Origin of the sequence: Pantoea sp. JZ29 (assembly GCF_035190385.1) — a bacterium.
GTDB classification, from domain to species: Bacteria; Pseudomonadota; Gammaproteobacteria; order Enterobacterales; family Enterobacteriaceae; genus Pantoea; species Pantoea stewartii.
Genome location: NZ_CP045241.1, coordinates 3,093,054 through 3,108,450 on the forward strand (window position 1 = coordinate 3,093,054; position 15,397 = coordinate 3,108,450).

A 15,397-nucleotide genomic window follows, 5' to 3' on the forward strand; every position below is an offset into this window, starting at 1 on the left:
GTGGTTATACTTGTAAACTAAATCTTTTTATTTTGGTTTACAACTACGATGTTTACGCTTCAGGACGCCGAATTCGATCGCCAGCATATCTGGCATCCTTACACCTCCATGCAGCAACCGTTGCCCTGTTACCCGGTCGTCGCGGCACAGGGTTACACGCTGCAGCTGGCGGATGGGCGCACACTGGTAGACGGGATGTCCTCCTGGTGGGCGGCGATTCATGGTTACAACCATCCACGCCTGAACCAGGCCCTGCAGCAGCAGATGGCCCAGATGTCCCACGTGATGTTCGGCGGGATTACGCATCCCGCCGCGGTGGCGCTGTGTCGTCAGTTAGTGGCGATGACACCTGACGCGCTGGCGTGCGTATTCCTTGCAGACTCCGGCTCCGTTGCCGTCGAAGTGGCAATGAAGATGGCGTTGCAGTACTGGCTGGGTCGGGGAGAAACGCGTCAGCAGTTCTTAACCCTCAAGCGTGGCTATCACGGTGATACGTTTGCGGCGATGTCGGTGTGCGATCCGGATAATTCCATGCACAGCCTGTGGCGCGGCTATCTGCCCGAGCACCACTTTGCCGAGGCGCCGCAATGTGGTTTTGACGCGGCCTGGAATGAAGAAGATTTTCAGGATTTCGCCCGGCGGATCGAACAGCATCAGCATCAGTTGGCCGCGGTGATTCTGGAGCCCATCGTACAGGGCGCGGGCGGCATGCGTTTTTACCATCCGCGCTACCTGCAGAAGGTGCGCGAGTGGTGCGATCGTTACGGCATCCTGCTGATCGCTGATGAAATCGCCACGGGCTTTGGCCGCACCGGCACGCTGTTTGCCTGCGAACATGCGGCGATCACACCGGACATCCTGTGCGTCGGCAAAGCCCTGACCGGCGGCACGATGAGCCTGGCCGCCACGCTGACCACACGTGATGTCGCCGATACCATCAGCCGCAGTCCGGCGGGCTGCTTTATGCATGGCCCAACCTTTATGGGCAATCCGCTGGCGTGCGCCGTCGCGACGGAGAGCCTGAAAATGGTACAGGAAGGCCACTGGCGCGGGCAGGTCAGCGCTATCGAGCGTCAGCTTCAGGCGGGACTGACGCCACTGCGCCAGTCGCCAGCGGTAGCCGATGTTCGTGTGCTGGGCGCGATTGGCGTGGTAGAAACTCACCGTCCAGTGAATATGGCCGCCCTGCAGCAGTTTTTCGTCAGTCAGGGCGTCTGGATTCGGCCCTTTGGTCGTCTGATCTACCTGATGCCGCCCTATATCATCACGCCTGAAGCACTGGATACGCTGATCCAGGCCATGGCCGCAGCCCTGGCGAACCCCGGCCATTTTCTGCGTTGAGCCCTGAAGGCTGGACGTCCAGGCGGTTTTGGTTAAGATGAAGACGCAGTCACCATAAACCCAAGGAGATGTGATGCGAGTTTATAGTCAGGATTTACACGACGGCGACAAAATGCCGGAAAAGCATGTTTTCAACGGGATGGGCTATCAGGGCGAAAATGTGTCACCGCATCTTGCCTGGGAAGACGCGCCGGAAGGCACAAAAAGTTTTGTCGTGACCTGTTTCGATCCTGATGCCCCGACCGGCTCAGGCTGGTGGCACTGGGTGGTCGCCAATCTTCCGGCCGATACCACATCGCTGCCGCAGGGTGCGGGTTCCGGTAAAGCCGCCTTACCTGCAGGTGCCGTGCAAACCCGCACAGATTTCGGCCAGGCCGGGTACGGCGGGGCCGCGCCACCGGCGGGTGAAACGCACCGCTACATTTTTAGCGTCCATGCGCTGGATGTGGAGAGCATTGAGGTCGATGCAGGCGCCAGCGGCGCGATGGTGGGCTTCAACGTGCATTTTCACGTATTAGCCAGCGCGTCATTGACCGTTCATTACGTCTGATTGCGCGTGCTCTTCTGCCGCTCCCGCCCGGGAGCGGCAACGCTGAACGTTAAGCCAGCTGATGTACCACAACCCACATTGGGCCCTGTCCAACGGCATAACGGCCGACAGGTTCAAGTTGCCCTTGCGGTTGAGTAATGCGGTATACCTCAATGTGATGCGACTTCTGTCCTGCCGCCACCAGATACTGGCCCGTGTGGTCGATATTGAAGCCCCGCGGCTGCGTTTCGGTCGGCTGGAAGCCCTCCACCGTCAGTAGCGCGCCATCTTTACTCACGCTGAACACCGTAATGGTGCTGCTGGTGCGATCGCAGGCGTACAGGAAACGTCCGTCCGGCGTCAGGTGAATATCGGCGGCCCAGCGCGTGCCGGTAAAATCAGGCGGCATCATATCGAGCGTTTGCACCGATTCCATTTTGCCGTGTGCATTCTTCAGTGACCAGACTTCGACCGTGCTGTTAAGTTCATTAACGCTGTAGGCGTACTGGCCGTTGGCATGAAACGCCATATGACGCGGGCCTGCGCCCTCTGCCGTAGTGACCTGTTGCTGGGAATGCGGCGTTAACTGACCGTCCGCCCCGAGGTTAAACAGGCAGATGCGATCCTGTTTGAGCGCGGGCACATATAACGTGCTGTCGGCATTATCGATGTTCGCAGAGTGACAACCTGCCAGACCGTCGATCACCTGGCTCGGAGCCTGGGGCACACCGTCAGCGCCGATGGGGCTGATGCTGACGCAGGCATCATTGTAGGAGCCACAAAACAGGAAACGGCCAGCGTGATCGGTGGAGATGTGGGTGGGGCTGCCCGGCAACGGCGCCTGACCCGCTTCCGTTAAGGTGCCATCCTGCGCAATACGAAAGGCCAGCACGCGGAAATCCGGACGCACGCCCACATACAAGAAATCTTTTTTCGGACTGACCACCATAGGCTGAACCTGACCGGCGATATCCGTTACCTGCAGTAGCGTCAAGGTGCCCTCATCGTTCAACTGCCAGACATGGATTTGTTGACTCTCGGGACTGGCGGTGTAGACAACCTGCTTCATGTATTCTCCTTTTTCGCTGACTCATGTTGTTCTGCAGGTCACTGTAGCGCGTTTTTTTCTGTCTCGCTGGAATGATTTGTGCCCTGATTTTTGTTTCCGGGCCACAGTCAGGTGTAGACTTGCTGTTTCGCTAACCTATCCAGATGAGAGGATTAATGAGCTATCGTGTAATCGCCCTCGACCTTGACGGCACGCTGTTGACCCCGACGAAAACCATTCTGCCCCAATCCACAGAAGCGATTACCCAGGCGCGCAAAGCGGGCATCAAGGTGATTATCGTGACCGGACGCCATCACTGTGCCATTCATCCTTTCTACCAGACGCTCAATCTGGATACGCCCGCCATCTGTTGTAACGGGACCTACCTGTACGATTATCCGGCGAAAAAAGTCCTGGCTGCCGATCCGCTGGATACCGACGTTGCGGTACGTGTGATCGAGATGCTGGATGAACATCATATTCACGGTCTGCTGTATGTGGACGATGCGATGCTCTATCAAACGCCGACCGGCCATGTGATTCGTACGCTGAAATGGAGTGAGTCATTACCTCCACATCAGCGTCCGGTGTTCAGACAGGTGGACAGCCTGGCGCAGGCCGCCAGAGAGGCGCAGTCGATCTGGAAGTTTGCCCTGTCTCACGACAACACAGCAGCGTTGCAGCAGTTTGCGCAGCGTGCGCAAGACGAGCTGGGTCTGGCCTGCGAATGGTCCTGGCACGATCAGGTCGACGTTGCCCGCGGCGGCAACAGCAAAGGCAAGCGCCTGGCGCAGTGGGTCGAATCTGTCGGGCTGACAATGCAGGACGTCATTGCCTTCGGCGACAACTACAACGATCTGAGTATGCTGGAAACGGTGGGGCTGGGCGTGGCCATGGGCAATGCGGATGACGCCATTAAAGCCCGGGCGAAGAGGGTCATCGGTACGAATCTGGAAACCGGCATTGCCGAGACGCTTTATCAGCTCGTTCTGTAAGTTTCACTGACCCAATGAGCACGGTTTCAGCGGGTCATTCCGGTGTGACAGAGACGCTTTTAATCTGTGCGTACAGCCACTGCTCCGGGCGAATGTTAAGTTCGTCCCGGGCCCAGGGAGAAATGCGCGCCCAGAGTTCGCTGATACCGATGCGCAGCTTAACCTCCACCTGATCGCCCACCTCAATTAACTCCACCACCTGTGCCGGCAGCACATTGCGAACAGAGCTGTGTTTTGCCGGTTGCAGCGTCAGCGAAACATCGGCCGACGCAATCCGTATCCGTAATGGCGTTTTGACCGGCTGATTTACCCGACTGACCCAGATATGCTGATCGCCCAACGATAACGCCGTCATCGGGTAATCTGGATGATGCTCTAGCACCTGAACGCGCAGTACGCTGGTCAGGTCGCTGACCGGCAGCCAGGGGCGCATCGCACTGCTGCTCCAGACCCGCTCCAGCGGGCCAAAGGCCTTCACCTTGCCGTGATCCAGAACCAGCACCATCTCGGCCAGTTGCAGAATTTCGTCGAGGCTGTGAGAAACGTACAGCACCGGGATATCCACCTGCTTTGCCAGTTTTTGCAGATATGGCATCAGCTCACGCTTGCGCGGCAAATCCAGCGAGGCCAGGGGTTCATCCATTAACAGGATATCAGGGGCGCTGAGCAACGCCCGCCCGATGGCCACCCGCTGCTTTTCGCCGCCCGAGAGTGAAAGCGGAAAGCGGTCCAGTAAGGGTTCGAGTCCCAGTAAGTCCACCAGCGTGTCAAACTGCCCTTTCATACTGGCTGCCAGGCCATAGCGTAAGTTACCCCGGACACGATAGTGCGGAAACAGTCGCGCCTCCTGGAAAACGTAACCCACGTTGCGCTTTTCAGGCGGCAAGGCAATCTGCTGTTCGGCGTCAAACAACACACGGTCATGCAGCTGAATGCGCCCGCGCTGCGGCCGGGTCAGCCCGCCAATCGCGTTGATTAACGAGGTTTTACCCGCACCCGACACGCCAAATATTGCCGTGATGCCGTTGGCGGGAACCGTCACGTTGATTTCCAGCTCGTGTTCGCCCAGCCGTTGTGTGAAATCGAGCGTCAGCATCCGGCCCCCATCCGTTTCCGGCCCCATTGCGCCAGCCATTCAGACACCAGCAAGGAGGCCAGTGCCAGCACCACCGCGATAACGCACAGACGCGCAGCGGCCCCTTCGGCCCCGGGCGTTTCAATCAGCGTATACATCGCCAGCGGCAGCGTGCGCGTTTCGCCAGGAATGTTGGAAACAAATGTAATAGTGGCACCGAATTCCCCCAGCGAGCGGGCAAAGGCCAGCACCGTACCGACGATAATACCGGGCAGCGTTAACGGCAGCGTAATGGTAAAAAAGACCCGCCAGCGGCCCGCGCCCAGCGTCCGGGCCGCCTGTTCCAGCCGGATATCCACGGCGTCCAGCGCCAGGCGAATGGCCCGCACCATGAGCGGAAAGGCAATCACCGCCGACGCCAGTGCCGCACCGCGCCAGCTAAACGCGAAGCTAAAGCCGAACCATTCATACAGCTTTTCACCAATAAAGCCGCGTCGGCCCAAGCCAATCAGTAACAGATAACCGACCACCACCGGCGGCAGCACCAGCGGCAGGTGAATCACACCGTCCAGAAGCGCTTTACCCGGAAACTGGCAGCGGACCAGAACCCATGCCATAAGGATGCCGAAGGGCAGACTGCACAGGACGGCAATGCCGGAGACCTGCAGGCTGAGCATCACGGCCTGCCATTCAACATCACTGAGTATCATTTTTTAGGCGTGAATCCGTATTGGGTAAACACTGCGGCCGCTTCCGGCCCTTTCAGGTAGTTATAAAAAGCCTTAACGGCCGCGTTGTCGTGATCTTTAACAATCGCGACAGGATATTCGACCGGTTTATGGCTGTCTTCCGGAAAGGTGCCGACCACCTGGACTTTTTGGCTGGCGACCGCATCAGAGCCGTACACAATGCCGTAAGGCGTTTCATTACGTTCCACCAGGGCCAGGGCGGCACGCACATTGTTGGCGCGCGCCAGCACAGGTGACAGTGAAGACCAGGCACCCAGCTTCTCAAGTGCCTCTTTGGCATAGATGCCCGCCGGCACATGATCGGGATCGCCGACCGCCAGACGTTCGCCTTTCAACAGACGTTTCCAGTCGGTTTTATCGTTAATCGTTACCGGCCTGGCGTTCTCACTGCGTGGCGCTATCAGAACCAGATCGTTGCCCAACAGGGTATAGCGGGTTGTGTCGATCATGCTTTTTTTCGCGACCGCATCATCCATCCACTGCTGATCGGCTGAGATAAACAGATCGGCGGGCGCGCCCTGCTCAATCTGACGGGCCAGGACTGACGACGAGGCAAATGACGACACCACCTCTGTCCCATGTGTTTTCTTATAGTGTGCCGCAATCTCGTTAAGCGCATTGGTCAGTGAGGCCGCCGCAAAGACGGTGATTTTATCGGCTGCCAGCGCCGGGACGGTCAGTGACAGGGCAATTACGGCGGCAGTTGCGGAACGTAGTAAGGTTAAACGCATGATTTTTCTCCAGTGATCGTTATATATAAAATAATACAGCGAACGGCCTGACAGCCAGACAAAATGATTAAAAGAGGAAGAAAAGCGTGGACGTAAAACAGCAACGTCCGTGCTGAGACGGACGTTGCAGGAGGATTAATGCTGAGAGCGGGCGTTAGTGTTGTCGCGGCGACCCGTTTTAGAGATGAGGTTAAACACTTCACCCAGACCGTAAATCAGGCCTAACATAATCGCCATAACCACAGGTACCATAATCACTGCCACGGCGAGGCTTTTAATGAGTTCCAGCATGGAAAGTCCCACTTTGCGGATAAAAAAGAGATTGTAACGGCTCAGTAAAAATTTGCGCAGACCTTTTCGTGCTTTTACTTTGAGGCGCAAAGCTCGTTATCATCAGCCCGATCACGCGACTTACCCTTTGCAGGAGCCACCATGCAAGCCGACCTCACCCTTCATATTCGCCTGCAGCAGAAACTGTTTGCCGATCCCCGCCGCATTGCCTTGCTGCAACGCGTGCAGCAAACCGGCTCCATCAGTCAGGGCGCTAAACTGGCGGGCATCAGTTACAAAAGCGCCTGGGATGCCATCAGCGACATGAACCACCTGGCCGGGCAGGAAGTCGTGGCACGCGCGACCGGGGGCAAAGGTGGTGGCGGCGCGCAGTTAACCCGCTACGGTGAACGACTGGTACAGCTGTTTGGCCTGATGGAAAAGATTCAGCAACATGCCTTCGATGCGCTGCAGCAGGATACCCTGCCGCTCGACAGCTTACTCGCGGCTATCGCCCGCTCCTCCCTGCAAACCAGTGCACGTAATCAACTGTTTGGTACCGTCGTGCACAATGATGCTCAGCAGGTGATACAGCATCTGACGATTCTGCTTGCCGATGGCGTGACGCGGCTCAACATTGCCCTGACCGAGCGCAGCGCAGAACGGCTGAATTTGCACGCCGGAAAAGAGGTGCTGGTATTAATCAAGGCCCCGTGGGTCAGTGTGCATACCGCGCCCACTGATGCCGAGAATCAGCTTGCCGCAACGCTGACCGCTATCGAAAAAGGCCAGCAGGTGAGTGAAGTGCTGATGACCTTACCCAGTGGCGAAACGTTGTGTGCCACGCTGGATAACCGTGAAACGGAACAGCGTCAGCTTCACATCGGCATGAATGTTATCGCCAGCTTCAGCGCCAGTCATGCGATTGTTGCCTCACTGCGGTGATTTTCACCGGCCGGTTTGACATCCCTGTTTGCAGTCGCTAAAACGTCAGTTAACGCTGCATAAAATGGAACAAATCATGGCTTCATTGCAAATTTCGCAAGGCATATTTCACCTTAATGATACCCGGGTGCTGTCCCTGGCCGATGTGCATCTTCGCCGGGGTGAGCGCTGGGCGTTTGTTGGCGCAAACGGCAGCGGCAAGTCCTCGCTGGCACGCGCGCTTTCAGGTGAGCTTCACGCGTTATCGGGTAAGGTGACGCACGATTTTCAGCGCCCGTGGCGCCTGTCGCTGGAGCAGCTACAGAAGCTGGTCGCCGAGGAATGGCAACGTAACAATACCGATTTACTCAGCGAAGGTGAGGACGACAGCGGCCGCACCACGGCGGAAATTATTCAGGATGCGGTGAAAGATGCCGCACGCTGTGAACGTCTGGCGGCGCAGTTTGGCATCAGTAGTCTGCTCAGTCGCCGCTTTAAATACCTGTCGACAGGCGAGACGCGAAAAACGCTGCTGTGCCAGGCGCTGATGGCACAGCCTGATCTGCTGATTCTGGATGAACCTTTTGACGGCCTGGATGTGGATTCCCGCGCGAATCTGACGGCTACCTTAGCAACGCTGCATGAGGCTGACGTCACGCTGGTGCTGGTGCTGAACCGCTTTGACGATATTCCGGATTATGTCGATCAGGTGGGCGTTCTGGCCGAATGCAGCCTGACGCAGGTCGGGCCACGCGAGACCATTCTGGCCCAGACCCTGGTCGCCCAGCTGGCTCGCAGTGAACAGCTGGACGGTATGGCGTTGCCGGAGGCCGATGTGCCCGATCAGTTGCCCGCGTTGGCGGATGATGCGCCGCGCGTGATCCTGCGCAACGCGATGGTGTCCTATAACGATCAGCCCGTGATCAACGGCCTGAACTGGCAGGTGAATCCCGGTGAGCACTGGCACATCATTGGCCCCAATGGCGCGGGTAAATCCACCTTACTGAGCCTGGTGACGGGCGAGCATCCGCAGGGTTACAGCAATGATTTGACCCTGTTCGGCATTCGCCGCGGCAGCGGCGAGACCATCTGGGACATCAAGCAGCATATCGGCTATGTCAGCAGCAGCCTGCATCTGGACTACCGGGTCAGCGTGAATGTGCGCACCGTGATTTTATCGGGCTTTTTCGATTCGATTGGTCTCTATCAGGCTGTATCTGACCGCCAGATGGCGCTGGCGCAACAGTGGCTGGCGCTGACAGGGATGGATAATGCGATGGCGAATGCGCCGTTCCACAGTTTGTCCTGGGGGCAACAACGGCTGGTCTTAATCGCCCGCGCGCTGGTTAAGCATCCCACGTTATTGATCCTTGACGAGCCCTTGCAGGGGCTGGATCCGCTTAACCGGCAACTGGTGCGCCGCTTTGTGGATATTTTGATTGGGGAAGGCCGGACCCAGCTGCTGTTTGTTTCGCATCATGCCGAAGATGCCCCGCACTGTATTACGCATCGCCTGCATTTTCTCCCTGATGGCACAGGCGGCTACCGTTATCAGCAAGATGTGATCTGACACAACCCTGCCGTGCAAACGGCGGGGATATCACCTGCAATGTAAACGTTACCATTTAAAACCCCATTCCATGACCATAATGTGCCTTTTCGCCTTTAAATAAGAATAGTCATCTTGTGTAAACGATACCATTTATTCAGACTCGATCACGCTTTCATGCCGTTTGATGTGCTATTTTTTAGCGATGATTTTTTTATTTTGACGCTGACCAGGATGCGACATGCAAAAATTTAACCCGGCCGATCATCCCCATCGCCGTTACAATCCCCTGACCGACCAATGGATTCTGGTTTCACCTCACCGGGCCAAACGTCCCTGGCAGGGTGCGCAGGAAACGCCCGCGGTAAATGCCCTGCCGTCACACGATCCAGACTGTTTTCTGTGTGCAGGAAATACGCGCATTACCGGCGATGTGAACCCGGATTACAAAGGTACGTACGTTTTCACCAATGACTTTGCTGCGCTGATGACGGATACGCCGGATGCGCCCGAAAGCGATGATCTCCTGATGCGTTGCGAAAGCGCGCGCGGCACCAGCCGCGTGATTTGCTTTTCGCCCGATCACAGTAAAACGTTGCCTGAAATGTCCCTGAGCGCGCTGGAAGAGGTCGTGCGCACCTGGCAGGAACAGACCGCAGAGCTGGGTCAGCATTATCCGTGGGTGCAGGTGTTTGAGAACAAAGGCGCTGCCATGGGCTGTTCGAATCCGCATCCGCATGGCCAGGTCTGGGCCAACAGCTTCCTGCCTAACGAGGCCCAGCGCGAAGATGACCATCAACGTCAGTACTTTGCAAAAACCGGCTCGCCACTGCTGGTGGATTACTGTGCGCGTGAACAACAAGACGGCAGCCGCACCGTAGTGGAAACCGAGCACTGGATCGCCGTGGTGCCGTGGTGGGCCGCCTGGCCCTTTGAAACCCTGCTACTGCCCAAAGCGCACGTGAAACGCATGACCGATTTGAGCGAGGCGCAACGCAACGATCTGGCGAAAGCCCTTAAGCTGCTGACCAGCCGCTATGACAACCTGTTCCAGTGCGCCTTCCCTTACTCCATGGGCTGGCACGGTGCGCCGTTTAACGGCGAGGAAAACGCCCACTGGCAACTTCATGCCCATTTTTATCCGCCGCTGCTGCGTTCAGCCACGGTGCGCAAATTTATGGTCGGCTACGAGATGCTGGCTGAAACCCAACGCGATTTAACCGCGGAGCAGGCAGCAGAACGTCTGCGCGCCGTGAGTGACATTCATTTCCGTGAGGCACAACAATGAGCTTAAAAACCATCACGCAGCAGGTCTTTACCGACACCTTTGGCTATGCGCCCACTCACACGATTCAGGCACCCGGCCGCGTCAACCTGATTGGCGAGCATACGGATTATAACGATGGTTTCGTTTTGCCTTGTGCCATTGACTACCAAACCGTTATCGCCTGTGCCAGACGCGACGATCGTCAGGTACGCGTTGTGGCCGTGGATTACGATCAGGCGCAGGACAGCTTCTCACTGGACGATCCCATTACCAGCGTGAGCGAACCGATGTGGGCAAACTATGTGCGCGGCGTGGTGAAGCATTTGCAGAAGCGCGCGCCTGATTTTAACGGCGTGGATATGGTGATTAGCGGTAACGTGCCTCAGGGCGCGGGCCTCAGCTCCTCTGCCTCGCTGGAAGTGGCCGTCGGGACCGTTTTTCAGCAGTTGTTCAACCTGCCGCTGGATGGCGCCGCCATTGCGGTAAACGGTCAGGAGGCGGAGAACCAGTTCGTGGGCTGTAACTGCGGCATTATGGATCAGCTGATTTCCGCGCTGGGGCAAAAAGATCATGCCATGCTGCTGGATTGCCGCTCACTCGGCACCAAACCGGTTTCCCTGCCGGAAGACGTGGCCGTGGTGATCATTAACTCTAATTTCCGCCGAAACCTGGTGGGCAGCGAATACAATACCCGCCGCCAGCAGTGTGAAACCGGTGCGCGCTTCTTTAATAAGAAAGCACTACGCGATGTCGGCCTGGCGGAATTTGAGGCGGCGGTCGCGCAGTTAGATCCTGACGTCGCGAAGCGCGTGCGCCATGTCATTACCGAAAATGCCCGTACGCTGGAAGCCGCAGAGGTGCTTTCGCGTGGCGATTTAACGCGCATGGGGGAACTGATGGCGGAATCGCATGCCTCAATGCGTGATGACTTTGAAATCACCGTGCCGCCTGTCGACACGCTGGTTGAAATTGTTAAAGCCGAGATCGGCAATCGTGGTGGTGTCCGTATGACCGGTGGCGGCTTCGGGGGCTGTATCGTTGCGCTGATGCCGCTTGAGCTGGTTGATCAGGTGCAGGCCGCCGTCGCCAGCCAGTACGAAGCTAAAACGGGCATCAAGGAGACCTTCTACGTGTGTAAAGCTTCAGAAGGAGCAGGTCAATGTTAAGCGATGTCAATTCCCATGCGCCGGATGGTCAACCATGGCGCATCACCGTGCTGCGTAATGCGCACGGAATGGTGGCCACCTTTATGGACTGGGGAGCAACCTGGCTGTCGGCGCGCGTGCCACTTCAGGACGGCAGCGTGCGCGAGGCCCTCTTAGGCTGTGCCACGCCGTCCGATTATCTGCATCAGGACGCCTATCTGGGGGCGACCGTTGGCCGTTATGCTAACCGTATCGCCGGGGCAAAACTCAATACCCTCAACCGACAACTGCTCGCCAACCAGGGTGAGCATCAGTTACACGGTGGTCCGGACGGGTTCGATAAACGCCGCTGGCAGATTATCAGCCAGTCAGAAAACGAAGTGCATTATCGTCTGGATTCGCCTGACGGCGATCAGGGCTATCCGGGAAATCTGATCGCGGATTTGCGCTATGTGCTGGATGACGATAACTGCCTGTCCATCCACTATGAAGCCCGGTGCGATCAACCCTGTCCGGTGAATCTCACTAACCATGCTTACTTTAATCTTGATGCGCATCATGGCGATGCGCGCCAGCATCGCTTACAACTGCACGCCGATCGTTATCTGCCCGTCGATAGCGAGGGTATTCCCAACGGCCCGCTGAAAGCCGTGGACGGCACCAGCTTTGACTTCCGTCAGGCCAAAAGCCTGGCACAGGATTTCCTTGCCGATGCCGATCAACAGGCGGTTAAAGGCTACGATCATGCCTTTCTACTTAACAGCGCGGGCGATGCAAGCCAGCCCGCAGCAGCGTTATGGTCGCAGGACGGCAAGCTGCAGTTAAGTGTAACGACGTCGGCCCCTGCCCTGCAGCTGTACAGCGGCAACTATCTGGCTGGCACGCGCGCCCGGGAGCAGGAAAGCTATACTGCTTACCAGGGGATTGCGCTGGAGAGTGAGTTTTTACCGGATTCGCCCAATCATCCCGAGTGGCCACAGGATGATTGCTGGCTGCAGCCGGGGGATCGTTGGGAATCCGTTACGCGCTATCGTTTTACCTCACACTGAGCCGCCGGGTGAAAAACGCGCAGTGCGTCACAGACAGACTTACGCAGTGCGCTGTTTTCCGCTATGGTAGAGCGCAATGGTCGGCCAGCGGGCTGGCGACAACAGGTTTCCATTATCTCAGAAACATCAAGTATTAAGGAGTTAAGCTATGGCTGTAACTAAGCTGGTTCTGGTGCGACACGGCGAAAGCCAGTGGAACAACGAAAACCGCTTCACCGGATGGTATGATGTAGACCTTTCTGACAAAGGCCGTACCGAAGCTAAAGCAGCCGGACAGCTGCTGAAGAAAGAAGGTTTCGTGTTCGATTTCGCCTACACCTCCGTGCTGAAACGCGCCATCCATACCCTGTGGAATATTCTGGATGAGCTGGATCAGGCCTGGCTGCCCGTTGAAAAATCCTGGCGTCTGAACGAGCGTCACTATGGTGCGTTACAGGGGCTGGATAAAGCTGAAACCGCCGCTAAATATGGTGACGAGCAGGTCAAACAGTGGCGTCGTGGCTTCGCCGTGACCCCGCCGGAGCTGGATCGCAGTGATGAGCGTTTCCCGGGACACGATCCGCGCTATGCGTCATTGTCCCCTGAGCAACTGCCCACCACGGAAAGTCTGGCACTGACCATCGATCGCGTTATTCCTTACTGGAACGAAAGCATCCTGCCACGCATTAAAAGTGGTGAGAAAGTGATTATCGCCGCACACGGCAACTCACTGCGCGCGCTGGTGAAATACCTGGATAACATGAGCGAAGACGAAATTCTTGAGCTGAATATCCCAACCGGCGTTCCGCTGGTTTACGAATTCGACGAGAACTTCAAGCCCGTCAAACACTACTACCTGGGGGACGCCGATGAGATCGCAGCGAAAGCGGCGGCCGTGGCAAATCAGGGTAAAGCGAAGTAATGTACTGACCTGTAAAAAGGGCCAGACTGCGATGTCTGGCCCTTTTTTATGGCCTCACGGTTAACCGCGACGCTGTTTGACCGCATCGGCCAGCTGACGTAATACCTTTTCGGTATCTTCCCAGCCGATACAGGCATCGGTCACGCTCTTACCGTAAACCAGCGGTTCACCGCTTTCCAGGCTCTGATTGCCTTCCACCAGATGGCTTTCAATCATCACGCCAATGATGCCGCGCTCGCCATTGATCATCTGCTGTGCCACATCATCAGCCACCTGCATCTGCTTCTGGAACTGCTTGCTGCTGTTTGCGTGACTGAAATCGATCATCACCTGCTGCGGTAAGCCAGCCTTCTCCAGTCCGGCCTTCACGGCACTGACGTGGCTGGCGCTGTAGTTAGGTTCTTTTCCGCCGCGCAGGATGATATGACAGTCGCAGTTGCCGCGCGTTTCCACAATTGCAGAGTGACCATATTTGGTCACGGACAAGAAACAGTGCGGTGAACCGGCTGCGTTGATCGCATCAATCGCCACTTTAATGGTGCCATCGGTCCCGTTTTTAAAACCGACCGGGCAGGAAAGACCGGAAGCCAGTTCACGGTGCACCTGCGACTCTGTCGTCCTGGCACCAATAGCGCCCCAGCTCATCAGGTCAGCGACATACTGCGGGGTAATCATGTCCAGGAACTCACCCGCCGCAGGCAGGCCAGAATCGTTAATCTCCAGCAGCAGCTTACGCGCCAGGCGCAGGCCATCATTTAGCTGGAAGGTGCCATCCATATAGGGATCGTTGATCAGCCCTTTCCAGCCAACGGTGGTACGCGGTTTTTCAAAGTAAACGCGCATTACCACTTCCAGCTCGCCCTTCAGTTGCTCACGCAGGTTTAACAGACGTGCGGCATACTCTTTTGCGGCCTCGGTATCGTGGATAGAGCAGGGTCCAATTACCACCAGCAGCCGATCATCGGCCCCGTTCAGGATCTGGTGAATGGCCTGACGTGCCTGAGAAACGGTTTGCGCGGCACGTTCGGTTGCAGGAAATTTTTCCAGCAGGGCAACGGGGGGCAACAGCTCTTTTATCTCTTTAATGCGTAAATCATCATTCTGGTAATTCATACTGATTCCATATAATTTCTGGCCCGGCGCGCGCCGGGCTCAACCCAGCCAATGTAGCCGGAAGCGCACAGGGTGTAAATTCTGAATCCATGTAAAATGCATGTGTAAAATTTGCATAAATGGGTTATGCGTCTAGACTTTTAAGGGTAACTACTGAGGATCGGTGGCTTACGTTTATTAATACCTGTCTTTAAGCTAACCAGCGAAATTTTATTTCGCTCAGGTCGCTTTTTGTCTGAAACCTGACAGCGGGTTAGAGACAGCAAATATCATTGATTAACGGGAGCATAATGATGAATAAGTTTGCACTAATTTTTCTGACGGCAGCGATGACTCTGGGCAGCGGCGCAGCAATGGCTGCCAACGGAAACTCTAACCAGGCTGCAGCAGCAGGTGCCGTTGCGGGCGGGGCGAATGAGAACCTGCCACCGAATAAAGTCGATAACAGCAAAATTAACAATACCGGTACTGAGATGTCGTCTCCAACCCGAGACAGCACCTCCAGCAGCAAGCATATGACCGCGAACGAAATTGATCAGAACAGCCAGTGTAAAGATGGCAAATGTCCTGATATCAACAAAAAAGTGCACACCAAAAAAGGTGGCGGCCACGTCAATACCAAAACTGACGGCACGACGCAGTAAAGTATACTGTGTGCATTATGAGGAATGAGGAGAGCCGCGGCTCTCCTTTATTTTATCCCGCTGCGAC

At 56.4% G+C, this 15,397-nt stretch carries 16 protein-coding genes; 10 read left to right on the forward strand and 6 right to left on the reverse strand.

The features are described 5' to 3' along the window. The first annotated feature begins 48 nt into the window (after positions 1 to 48). Both bioA and GC090_RS14370 read left to right on the forward strand, forming a co-directional pair. Entirely contained in the window at positions 49 to 1,341 is a 1,293-nt protein-coding gene (gene bioA, locus GC090_RS14365) for an adenosylmethionine--8-amino-7-oxononanoate transaminase (protein WP_324020179.1), read from the forward strand. A 73-nt stretch (positions 1,342 to 1,414) separates the two neighbouring features. Beyond that, positions 1,415 to 1,891 carry a kinase inhibitor gene (locus tag GC090_RS14370; protein ID WP_033737738.1) on the forward strand — a complete coding sequence of 159 codons (477 nt, stop codon included), beginning with the start codon at positions 1,415 to 1,417 and terminating at the stop codon, positions 1,889 to 1,891. 49 nt (positions 1,892 to 1,940) lie between these two features. Here GC090_RS14370 and pgl read toward each other — a convergent pair whose 3' ends face one another. After that, positions 1,941 to 2,939 carry a 6-phosphogluconolactonase gene (pgl, locus tag GC090_RS14375; protein WP_324020181.1) on the reverse strand — a complete coding sequence of 333 codons (999 nt, stop codon included), beginning with the start codon at positions 2,937 to 2,939 and terminating at the stop codon, positions 1,941 to 1,943. 155 nt (positions 2,940 to 3,094) lie between these two features. Between pgl and GC090_RS14380 the strand changes: the two genes are divergently transcribed. After that, entirely contained in the window at positions 3,095 to 3,913 is an 819-nt protein-coding gene (locus tag GC090_RS14380) for a pyridoxal phosphatase (RefSeq protein ID WP_205949943.1), read from the forward strand. Between the two features lie 34 nt (positions 3,914 to 3,947). Here the strand turns inward: GC090_RS14380 and modC are convergent, their stop codons facing one another. The 4 genes from modC to GC090_RS14400 all read right to left on the reverse strand — a co-directional run bounded on the left by modC (position 3,948) and on the right by GC090_RS14400 (position 6,759). Continuing rightward, positions 3,948 to 5,009: a molybdenum ABC transporter ATP-binding protein ModC gene (gene modC / locus GC090_RS14385; protein ID WP_263759097.1), complete on the reverse strand. Its 1,062-nt coding sequence runs from the start codon at positions 5,007 to 5,009 to the stop codon at positions 3,948 to 3,950. Next, positions 5,003 to 5,698, reverse strand: coding sequence for a molybdate ABC transporter permease subunit (gene modB / locus GC090_RS14390; RefSeq protein ID WP_006118496.1), 696 nt, complete (start codon positions 5,696 to 5,698; stop codon positions 5,003 to 5,005). The genes modC and modB overlap by 7 nt, the downstream gene beginning before the upstream one ends. Beyond that, the gene (gene modA / locus GC090_RS14395; RefSeq protein ID WP_205959377.1) at positions 5,695 to 6,468 is read right to left on the reverse strand and encodes a molybdate ABC transporter substrate-binding protein; all 774 of its coding nucleotides are present in this window, start codon (positions 6,466 to 6,468) and stop codon (positions 5,695 to 5,697) included. Before modA ends, modB begins: the two co-directional genes overlap by 4 nt. 135 nt (positions 6,469 to 6,603) lie before the next feature. Then, the gene (locus GC090_RS14400; protein WP_006118494.1) at positions 6,604 to 6,759 is read right to left on the reverse strand and encodes an AcrZ family multidrug efflux pump-associated protein; all 156 of its coding nucleotides are present in this window, start codon (positions 6,757 to 6,759) and stop codon (positions 6,604 to 6,606) included. Positions 6,760 to 6,900: 141 nt separating this feature from the next. Here GC090_RS14400 and modE point away from each other — a divergent pair, with 141 nt between their 5' ends. The 6 genes from modE (at position 6,901) to gpmA (ending at position 13,573) form a co-directional block, all read left to right on the forward strand. After that, positions 6,901 to 7,683: a molybdenum-dependent transcriptional regulator ModE gene (gene modE / locus GC090_RS14405; protein ID WP_006118493.1), complete on the forward strand. Its 783-nt coding sequence runs from the start codon at positions 6,901 to 6,903 to the stop codon at positions 7,681 to 7,683. A gap of 76 nt (positions 7,684 to 7,759) precedes the next feature. After that, entirely contained in the window at positions 7,760 to 9,232 is a 1,473-nt protein-coding gene (modF, locus tag GC090_RS14410; protein WP_324020184.1) for a molybdate ABC transporter ATP-binding protein ModF, read from the forward strand. A 220-nt stretch (positions 9,233 to 9,452) separates the two neighbouring features. Further along, positions 9,453 to 10,499 carry a galactose-1-phosphate uridylyltransferase gene (gene galT, locus GC090_RS14415; protein ID WP_039341534.1) on the forward strand — a complete coding sequence of 349 codons (1,047 nt, stop codon included), beginning with the start codon at positions 9,453 to 9,455 and terminating at the stop codon, positions 10,497 to 10,499. Next, the gene (galK, locus tag GC090_RS14420) at positions 10,496 to 11,644 is read left to right on the forward strand and encodes a galactokinase (protein WP_006118490.1); all 1,149 of its coding nucleotides are present in this window, start codon (positions 10,496 to 10,498) and stop codon (positions 11,642 to 11,644) included. The genes galT and galK overlap by 4 nt, the downstream gene beginning before the upstream one ends. Next, a complete protein-coding gene (gene galM, locus GC090_RS14425; protein WP_006118489.1) occupies positions 11,638 to 12,672 on the forward strand; it encodes a galactose-1-epimerase in 1,035 nt (344 codons plus the stop codon). The genes galK and galM overlap by 7 nt, the downstream gene beginning before the upstream one ends. 148 nt (positions 12,673 to 12,820) lie before the next feature. Then, positions 12,821 to 13,573, forward strand: coding sequence for a 2,3-diphosphoglycerate-dependent phosphoglycerate mutase (gene gpmA / locus GC090_RS14430; protein ID WP_006118488.1), 753 nt, complete (start codon positions 12,821 to 12,823; stop codon positions 13,571 to 13,573). Between the two features lie 60 nt (positions 13,574 to 13,633). On the opposite strand, the gene aroG is transcribed toward gpmA, so the two are convergent. Next, complete coding sequence (gene aroG, locus GC090_RS14435) at positions 13,634 to 14,686, reverse strand: 3-deoxy-7-phosphoheptulonate synthase AroG (RefSeq protein ID WP_324020189.1); 1,053 nt, start codon at positions 14,684 to 14,686, stop codon at positions 13,634 to 13,636. A 290-nt stretch (positions 14,687 to 14,976) separates the two neighbouring features. Here aroG and GC090_RS14440 point away from each other — a divergent pair, with 290 nt between their 5' ends. Further along, on the forward strand, positions 14,977 to 15,330 hold the full coding sequence (locus GC090_RS14440; protein WP_006118479.1) for a YbgS-like family protein: 354 nt from the start codon (positions 14,977 to 14,979) through the stop codon (positions 15,328 to 15,330). Positions 15,331 to 15,397: the final 67 nt, after the last annotated feature.

Coding starts and splice junctions, on each gene's coding strand:
- bioA (WP_324020179.1), top strand. CDS start 49: ATGTTTACGCTTCAGGACGCCGAATTCGATCGCCAGCATATCTGGCAT.
- GC090_RS14370 (WP_033737738.1), top strand. CDS start 1,415: ATGCGAGTTTATAGTCAGGATTTACACGACGGCGACAAAATGCCGGAA.
- pgl (WP_324020181.1), bottom strand. CDS start 2,939: ATGAAGCAGGTTGTCTACACCGCCAGTCCCGAGAGTCAACAAATCCAT.
- GC090_RS14380 (WP_205949943.1), top strand. CDS start 3,095: ATGAGCTATCGTGTAATCGCCCTCGACCTTGACGGCACGCTGTTGACC.
- modC (WP_263759097.1), bottom strand. CDS start 5,009: ATGCTGACGCTCGATTTCACACAACGGCTGGGCGAACACGAGCTGGAA.
- modB (WP_006118496.1), bottom strand. CDS start 5,698: ATGATACTCAGTGATGTTGAATGGCAGGCCGTGATGCTCAGCCTGCAG.
- modA (WP_205959377.1), bottom strand. CDS start 6,468: ATGCGTTTAACCTTACTACGTTCCGCAACTGCCGCCGTAATTGCCCTG.
- GC090_RS14400 (WP_006118494.1), bottom strand. CDS start 6,759: ATGCTGGAACTCATTAAAAGCCTCGCCGTGGCAGTGATTATGGTACCT.
- modE (WP_006118493.1), top strand. CDS start 6,901: ATGCAAGCCGACCTCACCCTTCATATTCGCCTGCAGCAGAAACTGTTT.
- modF (WP_324020184.1), top strand. CDS start 7,760: ATGGCTTCATTGCAAATTTCGCAAGGCATATTTCACCTTAATGATACC.
- galT (WP_039341534.1), top strand. CDS start 9,453: ATGCAAAAATTTAACCCGGCCGATCATCCCCATCGCCGTTACAATCCC.
- galK (WP_006118490.1), top strand. CDS start 10,496: ATGAGCTTAAAAACCATCACGCAGCAGGTCTTTACCGACACCTTTGGC.
- galM (WP_006118489.1), top strand. CDS start 11,638: ATGTTAAGCGATGTCAATTCCCATGCGCCGGATGGTCAACCATGGCGC.
- gpmA (WP_006118488.1), top strand. CDS start 12,821: ATGGCTGTAACTAAGCTGGTTCTGGTGCGACACGGCGAAAGCCAGTGG.
- aroG (WP_324020189.1), bottom strand. CDS start 14,686: ATGAATTACCAGAATGATGATTTACGCATTAAAGAGATAAAAGAGCTG.
- GC090_RS14440 (WP_006118479.1), top strand. CDS start 14,977: ATGATGAATAAGTTTGCACTAATTTTTCTGACGGCAGCGATGACTCTG.